12 protein-coding genes are annotated in these 14,087 nt (G+C 64.1%); 1 reads left to right on the top strand and 11 read right to left on the bottom strand.

Going from position 1 to position 14,087, the window contains the following annotated elements; genetic code table 11:
• Genes WIN67_RS15860 through WIN67_RS15815 form a run of 10 tightly spaced genes read right to left on the bottom strand, consistent with a single transcriptional unit; the run spans position 1 to position 11,063 of the window.
• On the bottom strand, positions 1-1,137 hold the full coding sequence (locus WIN67_RS15860) for a glycosyltransferase (RefSeq protein ID WP_339069184.1): 1,137 nt from the start codon (positions 1,135-1,137) through the stop codon (positions 1-3).
• Complete coding sequence (locus WIN67_RS15855; RefSeq protein ID WP_170002834.1) at positions 1,130-2,095, bottom strand: glycosyltransferase; 966 nt, start codon at positions 2,093-2,095, stop codon at positions 1,130-1,132. Before WIN67_RS15855 ends, WIN67_RS15860 begins: the two co-directional genes overlap by 8 nt.
• A 27-nt stretch (positions 2,096-2,122) precedes the next feature.
• Positions 2,123-3,484, bottom strand: a complete 1,362-nt coding sequence (locus WIN67_RS15850) for an O-antigen ligase family protein (protein ID WP_339069179.1) — start codon at positions 3,482-3,484, stop codon at positions 2,123-2,125.
• On the bottom strand, positions 3,481-4,608 hold the full coding sequence (locus WIN67_RS15845; protein WP_339069177.1) for a glycosyltransferase family 4 protein: 1,128 nt from the start codon (positions 4,606-4,608) through the stop codon (positions 3,481-3,483). Before WIN67_RS15845 ends, WIN67_RS15850 begins: the two co-directional genes overlap by 4 nt.
• The gene (locus tag WIN67_RS15840) at positions 4,593-6,185 is read right to left on the bottom strand and encodes a GumC family protein (RefSeq protein WP_110597023.1); all 1,593 of its coding nucleotides are present in this window, start codon (positions 6,183-6,185) and stop codon (positions 4,593-4,595) included. Before WIN67_RS15840 ends, WIN67_RS15845 begins: the two co-directional genes overlap by 16 nt.
• Before the next feature lie 11 nt (positions 6,186-6,196).
• The gene (locus WIN67_RS15835) at positions 6,197-7,216 is read right to left on the bottom strand and encodes a polysaccharide biosynthesis/export family protein (protein WP_102879282.1); all 1,020 of its coding nucleotides are present in this window, start codon (positions 7,214-7,216) and stop codon (positions 6,197-6,199) included.
• Positions 7,217-7,238: 22 nt separating this feature from the next.
• On the bottom strand, positions 7,239-7,883 hold the full coding sequence (locus WIN67_RS15830) for a CpsD/CapB family tyrosine-protein kinase (protein WP_339069171.1): 645 nt from the start codon (positions 7,881-7,883) through the stop codon (positions 7,239-7,241).
• Between the two features lies 1 nt (position 7,884).
• On the bottom strand, positions 7,885-8,637 hold the full coding sequence (locus WIN67_RS15825) for a sugar transferase (protein WP_102879284.1): 753 nt from the start codon (positions 8,635-8,637) through the stop codon (positions 7,885-7,887).
• A 57-nt stretch (positions 8,638-8,694) separates the two neighbouring features.
• Complete coding sequence (locus WIN67_RS15820; protein ID WP_339069168.1) at positions 8,695-9,714, bottom strand: NAD-dependent epimerase; 1,020 nt, start codon at positions 9,712-9,714, stop codon at positions 8,695-8,697.
• Complete coding sequence (locus tag WIN67_RS15815) at positions 9,711-11,063, bottom strand: UDP-glucose dehydrogenase family protein (RefSeq protein WP_110653237.1); 1,353 nt, start codon at positions 11,061-11,063, stop codon at positions 9,711-9,713. The genes WIN67_RS15820 and WIN67_RS15815 overlap by 4 nt, the downstream gene beginning before the upstream one ends.
• Positions 11,064-11,710: 647 nt before the next feature.
• Between WIN67_RS15815 and WIN67_RS15810 the strand changes: the two genes are divergently transcribed.
• Complete coding sequence (locus WIN67_RS15810) at positions 11,711-13,012, top strand: OprD family porin (protein ID WP_339069164.1); 1,302 nt, start codon at positions 11,711-11,713, stop codon at positions 13,010-13,012.
• 117 nt (positions 13,013-13,129) lie between these two features.
• Here the strand turns inward: WIN67_RS15810 and WIN67_RS15805 are convergent, their stop codons facing one another.
• Complete coding sequence (locus WIN67_RS15805) at positions 13,130-14,074, bottom strand: carbohydrate kinase (RefSeq protein WP_339071718.1); 945 nt, start codon at positions 14,072-14,074, stop codon at positions 13,130-13,132.
• Positions 14,075-14,087: the final 13 nt, after the last annotated feature.

Raw genomic sequence — 14,087 nt, 5'->3', positions numbered from 1 at the left:
TCAGCGATTCTGTTGTGGGTTCCACAGGGCGTAGCGCCGCCCGCGGAGAAACTGCCAGAGGCCCATGCTCATGCCGGCCAGGGTCACCAGCACGAAGCCGGCGAGACGAAATACCTTGGGCAGGCGCCCGCGACTGTCCAGCAGCCCCATCACGCCGGCCGCGTAACCCAGCAGTTGGGCCGTCAGGCCCAGGCTGTAGAAAGCGCCGGCGTTCCACAGCCACAGATTGCTCAACAGCAATGGCAGCAACAGCACCGGGGCCAGGCGGCGGATCAGCTTGTGGCTGATCAGGGCAATGGCGTAGGCACCGTGGCGCAAGGGGTTCATCAGCTCGCGGCGCTGAGCCAGGCTCTGCAGGCCGCCGACCGTGACCCGCAGGCGCCGGCGATATTGCTTGCCGGCTTCGTCCACGCCCTGGTCCAGGACCTGGGCCTCCTCCACATAGACGATGCGCTTGCCGGCCACCGGGGCGCAGGTACTGATGAAGAAGTCATCGTTGACCTCGGCGGGAATGTGCTGGAACAGCTCGCGGCGCAGGGCCAGCAGCGCGCCGTCGGCGGACACCATGCAGCCGGTGCGGTTCTCGGCCTGGCGCAACCAGGCTTCGTAGTGCCGGTACAGGCTGTCGCCCAGGCTCAGGTTGTGCCCCGGGTCGGGGATGATCATGTGCCCGCCGCAGGCGCCAACCTGTGGGTCGGCCAGGGGCGCCAGGAGCTTGCCCAGGGTGTCGCCGGACCATTGGTTGTCGGCGTCGGTGAACACCAGGATGTCGTTGCGCGCCAGTTCCACTGCGGCGTTCAGGGCCCCGGCCTTGCCCACCCGGGGCAGGTCCAGGACCAGCACCCGTGAGTCGCGCACCGCCAGGGCGGTGGCCACGGTATCGTCGCTGGAACCGTCGCTGGCGAGGATGATCTGCAGGTCCGTGGCCGGGTAGTCCTGCTGCAGCAAGGTGCGCAGCTTGTGCTCGATGTGCGGGCCTTCGTTGTGGGCGGCGATGATCACGCTGACCGACAGCGGCTCACCCGTCTGCAGCGGGCGCGGCCGCACGAACAGGCTGAGCAGGGCCAGCAGCAGGGGATAACCGATCCAGGCATAGAAGGGCAGTAACAGGCACAGCCAGAAAATAGTTTTAGCCACGGTCAGGTCTCACGACGGAACGGTTGAACAGACCCTGCACCAGGGCCACGGCGCCCAGGTGCAGGCGCACCCAATGCAGCAGCCAGAGTTGCAGGACAAACAGCAGATCGCGCTGGCGCAGCCCCTGACGCAGGGCCAGGACCAGGGGCGCCAGGGAACCCAGCAGCAGGCATAGCGCGGCGCCGCCCGGCTGGCCCAGCAGCAGGCCGAACAGCGCCAGCAGACTCAGCAAGGCACAGGCCAGGCACAGCAGGGGAAAGCGCAACAGACGCAGATTGAGGCCGCCACCCTTGAGCAACTGCAGGTGGCTGCCCTGGCGCCAGCGCTCCTTGCCGGCCCATTCGCCCCAGCTGCCTTCAAAACCCCAATGCAGCACCTGGGGCTCAGACAGGCTCAACTGGCGGGCGCCGGCAGCGTGCAGCCGCAGACCGAAGTCCTTGTCTTCGCCGGTGCGCAAGTGTTCGTCGAAGCCGCCGACCCGCTCGAACCAGACCCGTTTCAGGCACAGGTTGGGGGTTGGCATCCAATGCAGCAGGCGCGCCGGCTGACTGCCCGCCAGGCTGCGGCGTTGCCAGGCCCGGGCGAACCAGGGCGCGCAGTCCGGGGCGGCGCAGTCCAGGGCAAAGACCTCGGCGCGGTTGTCCGCCAGGGCCTGCTGCCAGAGTTGCAGCCAGTTGCCGGGCACCTCGATGTCGGCGTCGAGAAACGCCAGGCAATCGCCAGTGGCCACGGCGGCGCCGCGATTGCGCAAGGCGCCGATGCCCAGGCCCGGGCACAGCAGCACTCGCGCCCCCAGCTCACGGGCCCGTTGCGGCCCCTGGTCGGTGGAGCCGTTGTCCACCACGATCAACTCGTAGTCGATGGCCGCGACCCGGGCGGCGAGGATCACGCTGTCCAGGGTCCGGGTGATGTGACGTGCCTCGTTGTACATGGGCACGATCACGCTGATCCTTTGCATCTTTGCCTCCCTTGGCCAGGTTTGCATTTATGAGGTGGGCGCCGGATCTTCTTCGGCTTCGAGCCGCAGCACGCTGGACAGGGCCAGGAAGATCCACAGGTACTTGTGGTTCGGCGCGCTGAGAAACAGTAGGAACAGCGCCATGGCCAACAGGCTCAGGCCCAGGTGGGTGGCGATGTCCGCCTGTTCACGCTGGCCCCGGGCGAGGAAGCCCTGGCGCGCCCGCTCGAAGTTGCGCAGGCCCATGAGCATCAGCACCACGAAGCTCAAGCCGCCGGGAATGCCCAGTTCGCTGAACAGTTCCAGGTAGGTGTTGTGGGCCCGGCGGAACAGGTCGGGCTCGTTCATGTTTTCCGAGAAGCTGCTGGCGAAGCCGGTCTGCGCGTAATGAATCGGGAAGGTGCCCAGCCCCGAGCCCAGCAGCGGGTTCTCGCGGATCATCTGGCCTCCCACCACCAGGTAGGAAGTCCGTCGGCCCAGGGAGGTGTCCGCCGAATGCGCGCCGGACTTGAGCATGCTCAGGGACTGAATCCGCGTTACGTATTCGGCTGGCAGCACCGCGATGCCCAGGGGCACGACGATCGCCACGGCGAACATGGCGAACCCCAGGTGCTTGGGCCGCAGGCCCTTGAGCCGGTCGCGGTAGTGCCACAGGCCAATAGCGATGGTGAACAGCACCACCAACAGGCCGGAGCGCGAGTCGGTCTTGGTCATCCCGGCCATCAGGGTCAGGCTGATGCCGACCCAGAACAGCCGCCCCGGCCAGTGGGGCGAGCGCAGGGCGAGGAGGATCGCCGGCGGCACCGCCATGGCGATCAGCAGGGCAAAGTAGTTGGCGTCCTGCAGCAGGCCGATGGCCCGACCGCCGACCTGATACTTGGCGGAGATCAGCGCGATCACACAGGTGATGGCCACGCTGACCGCCAGCAGGCGGCAGAGCATCAGCAGGTTGGTTTCCCGGGCGATCAGCAAGGTGACGAAGAACAGCACCAGGCCCACGGCCAGTTCTCGCAGGCTGTCCAGGGACACCAGCAGGTTCTCGCTGTACATCAGGCTCAGCAGCAGGCACAGCAGGAACGGCCCCAGGGCCCGCCACAGGTTGCTGCGCAGGCGGGTATCGGGGATGTGCCGCAACAGCAGCTTGAACAGCATGATCAGGATCAGCGAGGCCCCCAGCAGCTTGGCCCCGGAGAACGCGCTGTCCTTGAACAGGCCCTCGAAGGGCACCAGGGCGCAGATGCCCAGCAGGCCCCAACCCGGACGGCGATAGAGCAGGGCCAGGCCCACCAGCCCGAGCACCACCAGCGGCGCCAGAAACGGCCAGGGGCTGGCGAGCAGCAGCAGGCTGGCCAGGCCCAGCAGGAGGCCGAGAAACGGGGCGGCGATCATACCGGGGTGCTCTCCCTGGCCAGGCGATACAGCTCATCCCAACTGCGGGCCAGGGTGGGCAGGTGATAGTGCTTGCGCTGGGTGACGCGGGCGGCCTGGGCCAGTTCCTCGGCCAGGGCCGGCTGATCCAGCAATTGGCCGATGCGCCGCTCCAGATCGACGCTGTCCAGGGGCTTGGCCAGCAAGCCGTTCTGCCGGTGTTGCAGGACATCGGGAATGCCGCCCACGGCAAAGGCCACCACCGGGGTGCCGGCCTGCATGGCTTCCAGCAGGATCATCGGTGTGCCTTCGGTGCGCGAACTGAGCACCAGCACATTCAGGCGCTTGAGCCAGGGCTGCATGTCCTGCTGGTAACCGGGCAACAGAATGCGCAGCGACAGCCCGGCAGCGTCGATGCGCTGGCGCAAGGCCTGGTTCTGTTCGCCGTCACCGAGCAGCACCGCCTTGAGCGTGGGGCGCTGCCGGCACAGGTTGATCAGTGCGTCGAGAAACAGGTCCGGGCCCTTTTCCGCGCTCAGGCGTCCGACGAAGCCCACCATCGGCTCCATCTCGTCGCGGCGTATTTCGGCCTCCCGCAGCGGCGGCCCTTCCTGGTTCACCGGCAGCCCCCGCTTGGGCTCGGGCAGGCCGTTGGGAATGACCCGCAGCTTGCCCTCGGCCACGCCGGCCTGGCGGTGCAACTGGGCAATGCTTTGGGCCACACAGGCCACCCGGCGCACCTGAGGGCTGCGGCACAGGCGCAGGCTGATCCAGGTGTAGAGCTTCTGTTTCAGGCTGCGCGGCGTGAAGCCGTGCTGGGTCAGCACCAGGGGCAGTTGCAGGCGCCGGGCACAGACCCAGGCGAACACCTGGGCCTTGAAGTTGTGGGCGTTGAGCAGGCCGGGCTGCTGCCGCAGATGGGCCAGCAGCGCCTTCAAACAGTGGCAGTTATGGCTGGGCACTCCGGCCTCGTTGAACCGCTGCAGCAAGCTCTGCGGGGCATTGATGAACACCACCCGATGCTGTCCCGGAGTGATCCGGCAATGATCCAGCAGCATGCGTTCGGCGCCATAGAAGCCGCCGCTGTGGATCAGGTGCACGATAGGCTGTGCGGCCAGGCTCAGGTCGTTCACTGTTTGGCCCAATACCAGGCCCAGCGCCAGGTCCAGCGTGGATAGGGATTGACCTGTTGCTCTTCAACCGCGTTGAGCACCATCAGCACCGGCAGGCCAAGGTGATCACTGACCTGGGCCGGGTGCTTGAAGCGGTGATCGAAGAACTCGTAGACATAACCCAGGGCAATCGCCAGCAGCAGGCCGGTGAGCAGGCCCAGGGGAATGATCAGCATCGGCTTGGGAAAGGCCGCTTCGCTGGGTTCGTAAGGCTGGCTGAGCACCCGGGCGTTGGACAGCTCGCCACTGATCAGGCGTTCGCCGCGGCTCTCTTCGTAGCGCTGGGTGTAGGTGAAGAAGGCTTTGTGCAAGGCGTCGATTTCAGTGTCCAGTTGGCGCAGCTTGCTCAGCACTTCCTGCAGGTCGCGGACCCGGGCCTTGTAGTCGTTGATGCGCGCGGTTTTCTGCGCGATCACCGATTGGGTGATCTGCAGGTCGCTGCTGCGCTCGCGAACACGGTTTTCCACCACTTTGAGGAACTGCGCCCGGGCCCGCACGATCTGCTCGCGCTGCTGCTGCATCGGCACGCTGTCGGCGCGGTAGGTGTCGGCGGTGGTGCCGTACTGGCTGACCAGATTGGTCAGTTGTTCGCCCAGTTGCTTGATCTCGCGGTCTTCGTAGGCAACGTTGTCCACGGTGTTGGCGAAGGCGAAGGGGAAGGTGTAGTCGGTGATGCCGGCCTTGCGTGCGGCGCTCAGGTTCTTCTGCAGGTAATCCAGGCGGCGCTGGTTCTCCAGGGCCTGGTCGCGGTAGCCGTTGAGGGACTGTTCCTCGGTGTTGATGGCATTGAGGCGGAAGGTGATCTCTTCCTTAGGGTCGGAGGCATGGGCCGCTTCCAGCAGGGCCTGACGCTTGCCTTCCAGGTCATCCAGGCGCGACTGGTACTGGGCCTTCTTCTGCTCGTAGAAGGCTTCGGGCAGTTCGTTGGATTGCAGGTCCTGGCGGTTCTTCAGGTAGTTGGCCAGCAGGCGCTCGACGAAGCGCGTGCCTTCGGCGGCATTGGGGCTGGCGTAGACGATGGAGATCACATTGGAGCCGGGCAGGGTGCCGATCTTCAGGTCCTTGACCGCCTGGTCGGTGAAGGCATCCAGGCTGGTGTCACGCACCGGGTCCACGGCCAGGCCGAAGAAACCGCGTACCGGGTTGATCACATGGTTGCGCAGCGGATCGATCAGGCCATTGCGGATGGGCTTGAAGATCAGCCGGGTCAACAGGCCTTCGCTGCCGCCGAACTGGCCTTCGCGGCGCAGCTGGTCGATGGTGTCGCGAATCAGGGTCGGCGAGCGCAGGATATTGCTCTCGGTCTCCATGTCCGCCAGGGACGGCGGGATGAACTTGTCGCTGTCCGGGGTAAGCACGGTGTTGGCGTCGGTCTGCGACAGTTTCTTGGACTGCACAATGACTTCGGCGGTGATCTCGAAGCTCTGCTTGAGCACCAGCGGCAGCACCAGCGCAATCAGGGCGAAACCGAGGAACACCCGCTTGATCAGGCGTCGATTGACAAAGAACACGAGCAGAAACTCGTGCAGGTAGTTTTCGATCTTGGTCATCAAGAGGGAACTCAGTTGTTGTTCGTTTCTTTGTTGTCGACGCGGTAGCCGAAGCTGAACCCGACACCCTGGAACATGATCACGTCCGCCAGCTGCTTGCTCAGGGCCCCGGCCTTGGCCAGGCGGGTCTTGGGCACGTAGAGCATGTCGTCCGGTTGCAGGTAGGCGAACTGCAGGGCCTTGCCGTCCAGCGCCGCATCGGCGTCATAGACCCGGGCTTCGACCTGATTGCCCTTGCGCCGCATGATCACCACCGAGTCCAGGCGCGCGGTGGGTCCGGCGCCCTTGGCCAGGGTCAGGGCTTCAAGCACCGAGATCGGCCGGCGGATCGGGTAGGCCCCGGGCTGGCCGACTTCGCCCATCACGAACACTTCGTTGGCGGCGGTGGTCTTGAGCAGCACGTCGACGCTGACCTGGCCCACTTCCTTGGCGTAGCGCTGGTTGATCAGGGTCTGCAGCTCGCTGAGGCTCTTGCCCTGCAAAGACAGGCTGCCCAGCAGCGGAAAGCTGGCGCGGCCATCGGAACCCACCACGATCTCCCGGCTCAGGCCGGTGGCCGGGTTGGTCAGGCTGGTGCGCAGGTTGTCCAGCTGGGCCATGGCGTGGGAGATCGAGAAGGTGATCTGCGGCTTCTTCAGCACCTTGGCGTACTGGGCTTCCAGGGCCTGGCGCGCCTGTTCGGCGGACAGCCCGGCGACCTGGAGATTGCCCACGTAGGGCATGTCGATGCTGCCGTCGGGCAGCACCAGCTTGCTGCCCCCCAGTTCCGGCGCGGTGAGGAAGCTCACGTCCACCTGATCGCCGGGCTGCACCCGATACGGCTGCTGGCTGGTGGTGCCGATATGGAAGATCACATCGAGCACGTCCTGCGGGCGCAGCACCTGTTCGATGGGCATGACCTCGGTGAGCTGGGCCTGGTCGGCCGGGGCGCTGAGGATCTGCACCGGCATCTGCTGCGGCTCGCGGTTGACGCAGCCGCCGAGGGCGGCCAGCAACGACAGGCCCAGCAGGGAGAGTCTTGGCTTGTTCATGGTTACACGGTCCTTGTGCCGGTCAGAGACGGTCATAAACCCACTTGGGCATGTAGTACTTGCGGGCGTTGAACACGCTGCCGATCAGCTTCGCCTCGGCCTGGATCAAGCGCTGCGCCGCGGCCTGGGCCACTTCCCAGCGGGTTTCCTCGCTGCGTACCACCAGCACCACGCCGTCCACCTGAGTGCTCAGGGTGAGGATGTCGCCGCTGCTGTACACCGGGTCGCCGTCGATGATCACGAAGCGATAGTCCGCGGCCAGGGCCTGCAACAGTTCCTGCAGCAGTTCCGGGGTCAGGCGCTCGGCGTATTGCTGGCGGCGGCCCAGGGGCAGGAAATCGAAGCCCAGTTCATCGCTGCTTTCGATGCACTGCGCCAGGAGCGGCGGGGTATCGGCCAGGGCCAGGTCAAGAAAGCCCGGGCGTTCGCCCAGGTCCAGGCGCCGGGTCAGGCTGTTGTCCGAAAGGCTGGTGTCCACCAGCAGGACCCGGCCGCGGCTGGTGCGCGCCAGTTCGCTGACCATGCTCAGGCTGCTGCTGGTGATGCCGCTGTTGCGGTTGGCCGCCGTCAGCAGGATCACCCGCAGCTCGCGGTCGAGCACGGTCACCGCCAGGTTGCTTTCGCTGGGACGCTGGATCTTCAGACTGGCTAGGGTTGCTGCCGCCATTTCAACTTGCTCCATGGCCATTGAGGACCTTGAAAGGGGTTTTGATCAGGATCTTCAGGTCGAGCCAGGGGCTCTGCTGGAAGATGTAGGTCATGTCGAGGGTGACCCGACCGTCGAAGTCCACGTCGCTGCGTCCGGACACTTGCCACAGGCCGGTGATCCCGGGGTAGATGCTCAGGCGCCCGAGGTGGTGTTCCTTGTAGGTCTGGGCGTGGAACGAGGTCGGACGCGGGCCGACGATGCGCATCTGGCCGAGTACCACGTTGATCAGGTTCGGCAATTCGTCGAGGCTGGTGCGCCGCAGGAAACCGCCGATGCCGGTGATCCGCGGGTCGCGGTCGATCTTGAAGTCCACCGAATCCGGGCCGTGCTTGTTCAGGTGGCGCACCGAGTCCTTCAGGGCTTCGGCGTTGACCACCATGGTGCGGAATTTGTACATGCCGAAGCGCCGGCCACGAAAACCGGTGCGCAACTGGACGAAGAACACCGGCCCGGGGCTGCTGAGCTTGATCAACAGCGCGACCGTCAACAGCACCGGCGACAGCAGCACCAGCAGCGTCGCCGCCAGCAGCGCCGAGGTCAGGCGCTTGCTGCGTGACAGGGTCCAGGGCCGGCCGCCGTCGCGGCCGCTGATCCAGCCATGCTGTTGCAGCTCGATGGCGGCCTGGACTTTGCGCCGGAACGGATCGTTGCGCCGGTCGATGCGAGCAGGCGCCGGCACCTCGGTTGCAGGCAATGAGAAGGGTCTTTCCATATCCACCGGGAATACTTCCATAGCAAAGGTTGGGTAAAAACGCCCAGGGGCGTGGGCTCAGGACGCGCCGCCCGGGTAGTAGCTCAGGTACCACTGGACGAAGTGCTTCAGGCCCTCTTCCAGGGTCACCTGGGGGCCGAAGCCGGTGAGGTTTTCCAGGGCACTGACGTCGGCGCAGGTGTTGAGCACGTCACCGGGCTGCAGGGGCAGGTAATCCACCTGGGCCTGGCGTCCGAGGAGCTTTTCCAGGGTTGCCACGTACTCCTTGAGTTCCACCGGACGCTGGCCGCCGATGTTGAACAGCCGCCAGGGCGCCATGCTGGTGGACGGGTCCGGTTGTTCGCGGTCCCACAGCGGGTCGCGCACCGGCGGCTTGCCCAGCAGGCGTACCAGGGACTCGACGATGTCGTCGACATAGGTGAAGTCGCGCTGGTGCAGGCCGTAGTTGAACAGCTTCAACGGCCGGCCCTGGCTGATGGCGTCGGCGAACAGGATCGGCGACATGTCCGGCCGGCCCCAGGGACCGTAGACGGTGAAGAAGCGCAGGCCGGTGGCCGGCACCCCGAACAGGTGGCTGTAACTGTGGGCCATCAGCTCGTTGGCTTTCTTGCTCGCCGCGTACAGCGACAGCGGGTGGTCGACGTTGTCGCTGACCTTGTACGGCGTTTGCTGGTTGGCCCCGTACACCGAGCTGGACGAGGCGTAGATCAGGTGCTCCACCGGGTAGCGCCGGCACATTTCCAGCAGGTTGAGGAACCCTGAGAGGTTGCTGTCCAGGTAGGCCTTGGGGTTTTCCAGGGAGTAGCGCACCCCGGCCTGGGCGGCGAGGTTGATCACCACCTGGGGCCGGACTTCGGCGAACAGCCGCTCCAGGCCCTCGCTGTCCGCCAGGTCCAGGCGTTGCAGGGGGAAGTGTCCCACTTGCTGTTCGACCCAGCGCACCCGGTCGCGCTTGAGCTGGGGGTCGTAGTAGTCGTTGAAATTATCCAGTCCGGTGACCTGATGCCCATCCTTGAGCAAGCGCAGTGCGGTATGGGCGCCGATGAAACCGGCGGCCCCGGTGATCAGGATATTCATGCGCGCAGCGCCTCCGGTACGCGGTAGGGCAGGCCGATGCTCAGGTAATGCAGGCCGGCGTCCGCTGCCTGTTGCGGGTTGTACAGGTTGCGGCCGTCGACGATCAGGCGATCGTTGAGGGTGTCGTGCAGCAGCTTGAAGTCCACCACGCGAAAGGCTTTCCACTCGGTGCAGATCACCAGGGCGTCTGCGCCTTGCAGGGTGTCGTCACGGGTTGCGCACAGCTGCAGGTCGTCGCGGTAGCCGTACAACCGTCGGCATTCGGTCATGGCTTCCGGGTCATAGGCATGGACCTTGGCCCCGGCTTGCCACAGCGCTTCCATCAGGTAGCGGCTGGTGGCTTCGCGCATGTCATCGGTGTTGGGCTTGAAGGCCAGCCCCCACAACGCAATGACCTTGCCCTTGAGGTTGTCCCCCAAGTGCGCCTTGAGCTTGCGAAACAGCACATGGCGCTGCTGTTCATTGACGTCACGCACGGTCTTGAGCATGTGCGGCTCCAGCCCGTGGCTTTCCGCGGTGTGGATCAGCGCCCGCAGGTCCTTGGGGAAGCACGAGCCGCCGAAACCGGCGCCGGGGTAAATGAAGTGGTAGCCGATGCGCGGGTCGGCGCCGATGCCTTTGCGCACAGCATTGATGTCCACCCCCAGGCGCTCCGCCAGGTTGGCCATCTCGTTCATGAAGCTGATGCGAGTGGCGAGCATCGCGTTGGCGGCGTACTTGACCAGTTCGGCACTGCGGTTATCCATGAACATCAGGCGGTCATGGTTGTGGTTGAACGGTGCGTACAGCTCGCTCAACTGCTGGCGGGGCCGTTCGTGGGAACAGCCGACGACGATCCGGTCCGGACGCATGCAGTCGGCCACCGCCGAGCCCTCCTTGAGAAACTCCGGATTGGAGGCCACGTGCACCCGCAGTTGGGACTTGCCCAGGTCCGCCAGTTGTTCGGCGACCGTCTCGATCACCAGGTCAGCAGTACCCACCGGTACGGTGGATTTGATCACCAGGGTCTTGTCGCTGTGCATCAGACTGGCAATGTTGCGGGCCACCGCCAGGACATGGTCCAGGTCCGCCGAGCCGTCTTCGTTGGAGGGCGTGCCGACTGCGATGAAAATCACCTGGCCATGGCCCACTGCATCGCTGGCCTGGGTGGTGAAGTGCAGTCGGCCGGCCTTTTGATTCTCTTCGATCAGGGTCGCCAGACCCGGCTCGTGAATCGGAGGAATGGAACGTTGCAGCTGGGCAATCTTATGGCTGTCGATATCGACACAGACCACGTTATGCCCGACATCGGCGAGGGCAACTGCTTGCACCAGGCCAACATAGCCAGTACCAAAAACGCTGACTTCCAAGGGAACGACCTCGTCCATGATGAGTGTTGGGTGAGGGCATGCCTCACCTTCTGAAAAAGGCGTGTGGCACATGGCCGCTATCACGCTCTTTTTTTGACACTATCATAAGGTTGAGACGGTTAATTGACGTTTTGCAGTGATGCATAAATGACGCTGGCGTTTTCGGTGAATCTTTTATTGATAACAAATCCTTTTAAAACAATAAGTTAGATTGATTGATGATGGTCATAATGGAAATCGTCAAATACTTGATCAGTTGTTCAGAAAGAATAATAAAACCGACGAACGGTAGATAAAAACGTAAAAAATATGATGCTTTTTCGCCACTATTGACTACTGCGCTGTCTTGGTCAGGTGGTTTTCTGATTATTTAGTCAGGTTTTTTGACCGGTCTTATCGTGCTGAAATTTGCCAAAATTGACAGCTTTTCTGCTGGTTATGGCTGTTCGACGGCTTGGGCAGTGAGTGCAGTCGCGGCGACTGGGGGAGTCAGACTAAAGTCGGGTTGGGGGCAGGGCGGGCCATCTGCCATCATTGCCGACCTTCATTGATTCAATCAATTCAGCCTGCGACTTTTGATTCGTGGGATGGATTTCACCTGGGTCTTTCTTTACCTCGCGTCACTGATTTTCTGCTGGAGCCCGTTCATGCGTCCCCCTTTTGCGTTACTCAATCCGTGCCCACTCCTGGGCCTCGGAGCTGTCGTCCTGTGCGCAGGATTTGCCCCGCAGGCCCAGGCCGGTGGTTTTGTCGAGGACAGCAGCGCCAAGCTGGAGTCACGTACGGTCTACTTCAATCGGGACTTTCGCGACGGTCACACCCGCACTGATCAGGGGGCTTCCAAGCGTGAAGAGTCGGCCCAGGGTTTCATCCTCAACCTGCAATCGGGCTACACCGAAGGCACCGTGGGTGTTGGCCTGGATGCCTTGGGCATGTTGGGCATCAAGCTGGATTCCAGCCCCGACCGCAGCAACAGTGGTCTCTTGCCTTCCAGCGGACACGACCCACGGGGTTCTGCGGATCAGTACGCCAAGCTGGGCTTGACCGCCAAGGTGCGAATGTCCCGGACGGTGTTCAAATACGGTGCGCAACTGCCGGACCTGCCATTGCTCAAGTACAACGACGGACGCCTGCTGCCGACGATGTTCAACGGTGCCGTGCTCACGTCCAAGGAGGTCAAGGGCCTGACCCTGACGGCTGCGCGCCTGAACCGCTACACCGCCCGGGATTCCACCGATGCCCAGGACATTCGCGTGCACTGCAAGAACAAGCGCTATGCCTGCAACACCACCGCGGACCACTTCGACACCTACGGCGTGGACTACCAGTTCAATGAGCGCCTGACCGGCCAGTACCACTACGCCGAGCTGGAAGACATCTACCGCCAGCATTTTGTCGGCCTGTTGGCCAACCAGCCGCTGGGGCCCGGGGTATTGAAGGGCGACTTGCGCCTGCTCAAGAGCGCCGACAGTGGCGCCGAGCGCGCCGGCAGCATCGATAACCGTGCCTTGAGCACCCTCTTGGGCTACAGCCTGGGCGGCCATGTGTTCAGTGCCGGCTGGCAGCGCATGTATGGCGACAACTCGATGCCCTACCTGGATGGCAGCAACCCGTACCTGGTGAACTACGTCCAGGTCAACGACTTCGCCGCGATCCAGGAACGTTCCTGGCAACTGCGCTACGACTACGACTTCAAGGCACTCGGCCTCAATGGCTTGAGCTTCCTGACCCGTTACGTCAGCGGTGACCACATCAAGGTGCCGGGCAGCCTGCGTGAAGGTCGCGAGTGGGAGCGCGACAGCGAGCTCAAATACGTGGTGCAGAGCGGCACCTTCAAGGACGTGAGCCTGCGCCTGCGTAACGCCACTTACCGCAGCAACTACCAGAAGATCGCCCGTGACATGGACGAGACCCGCCTGATCGTCAGCTACAACTTCTCGTTGCTCTGACCAAGGCCCAGGAAAAGCACCACGGTGGCGCTGAATGTTGTAGGAACTGGCTTGCCGGCGAAGGCGTCGCCCGAATCGGCGCAAGGCTGACGGGCCTCTTCGCCGGCAAGCCGGTTTCTATAGCGGTTGCAGTTGATGGCGGTAGGGCAGGTCCGGGCCGGTGCGGGTGCAGGTCAGCGCCGCGGCCTGGACGGCAAATCGCAGCAGGCTGTCGATCTGGGCAGGGGTCAGTTGCCCCAGGCCCTGAGGCGAGTCCAGGCCCTGTTCGGTGAGCCAGGCGATCAACGCCGCCTGGAAGGTGTCACCGGCGCCCACGGTGTCGGCCACGACCACCGTCTGCGCCGCTACCGACCAACTGCCATGGTCGCGACTGAACACCGTCGCTCCCTGGCTGCCCCGGGTCAGGAACACCAACTGCGCATGCTCTTGCAGCCAGCCCTGGATCAGTTCCTCGGGCGCCTGCCCGGGATACAGCTGGGCCAGGTCCTCGTCGCTGACCTTGATCAGGTCGGCATGCTGCACCAGTTCACCGATACGCTGGCGCCACAGCTGGATATCCGGCTGCGGGTTGAGTCGCACATTGGGATCGAGACTGATCAGGCGCCGCCCTCGCTCACGAAGCACCAGGGCCAGCAGGGTGTCGGCAATCGGCTGCACCACCAGGGAAAACGAGCCGATGTGCAAGCCGCGCACGCTCGGCTCCAGCTCCGGCAGGTGCTCCTGCAGAAGCTGGCGATCGGCACAGCCTTCACCACGGAAGCTGTAGTGGGGCGAGCCGTCGGCGCCGACCGCCACCATGGCCAGGGTGGTGGGGGCGTCGAACTCCTGCAGGTATCGGGTGTTGACCCCTTCGTCCTGCAGTACCCGTTGCAGGCGTTGGCCCAGGTAATCCCGCGACAGCCCGGCCAGCAGGGCCACGTCAATGCCCATTCGGCGCAGGCCCAGCGCCACGTTGAAGGGCGAGCCCCCGGCAATGGCCTGGAACTGCACTTTATTGGCTTGGGTACTTGCGTCATCGACGCTGAAACAATCGAACAGCGCTTCGCCACACACCAGATACATAGTCATTCGCTCT

Origin of the sequence: Pseudomonas idahonensis (genome assembly GCF_037903935.1) — a bacterium.
GTDB classification, from domain to species: Bacteria; Pseudomonadota; Gammaproteobacteria; order Pseudomonadales; family Pseudomonadaceae; genus Aquipseudomonas; species Aquipseudomonas danubii.
The sequence above is the reverse complement of the archived record's forward strand: the minus strand, read 5'-3'. Positions and strand labels throughout refer to the sequence as shown.

Coding starts and splice junctions, on each gene's coding strand:
- WIN67_RS15825 (WP_102879284.1), bottom strand. CDS start 8,637: ATGGAAAGACCCTTCTCATTGCCTGCAACCGAGGTGCCGGCGCCTGCT.
- WIN67_RS15835 (WP_102879282.1), bottom strand. CDS start 7,216: ATGAACAAGCCAAGACTCTCCCTGCTGGGCCTGTCGTTGCTGGCCGCC.
- WIN67_RS15805 (WP_339071718.1), bottom strand. CDS start 14,074: ATGTATCTGGTGTGTGGCGAAGCGCTGTTCGATTGTTTCAGCGTCGAT.
- WIN67_RS15850 (WP_339069179.1), bottom strand. CDS start 3,484: ATGATCGCCGCCCCGTTTCTCGGCCTCCTGCTGGGCCTGGCCAGCCTG.
- WIN67_RS15830 (WP_339069171.1), bottom strand. CDS start 7,883: ATGGCGGCAGCAACCCTAGCCAGTCTGAAGATCCAGCGTCCCAGCGAA.
- WIN67_RS15820 (WP_339069168.1), bottom strand. CDS start 9,714: ATGAATATCCTGATCACCGGGGCCGCCGGTTTCATCGGCGCCCATACC.
- WIN67_RS15855 (WP_170002834.1), bottom strand. CDS start 2,095: ATGCAAAGGATCAGCGTGATCGTGCCCATGTACAACGAGGCACGTCAC.
- WIN67_RS15840 (WP_110597023.1), bottom strand. CDS start 6,185: ATGACCAAGATCGAAAACTACCTGCACGAGTTTCTGCTCGTGTTCTTT.
- WIN67_RS15810 (WP_339069164.1), top strand. CDS start 11,711: ATGCGTCCCCCTTTTGCGTTACTCAATCCGTGCCCACTCCTGGGCCTC.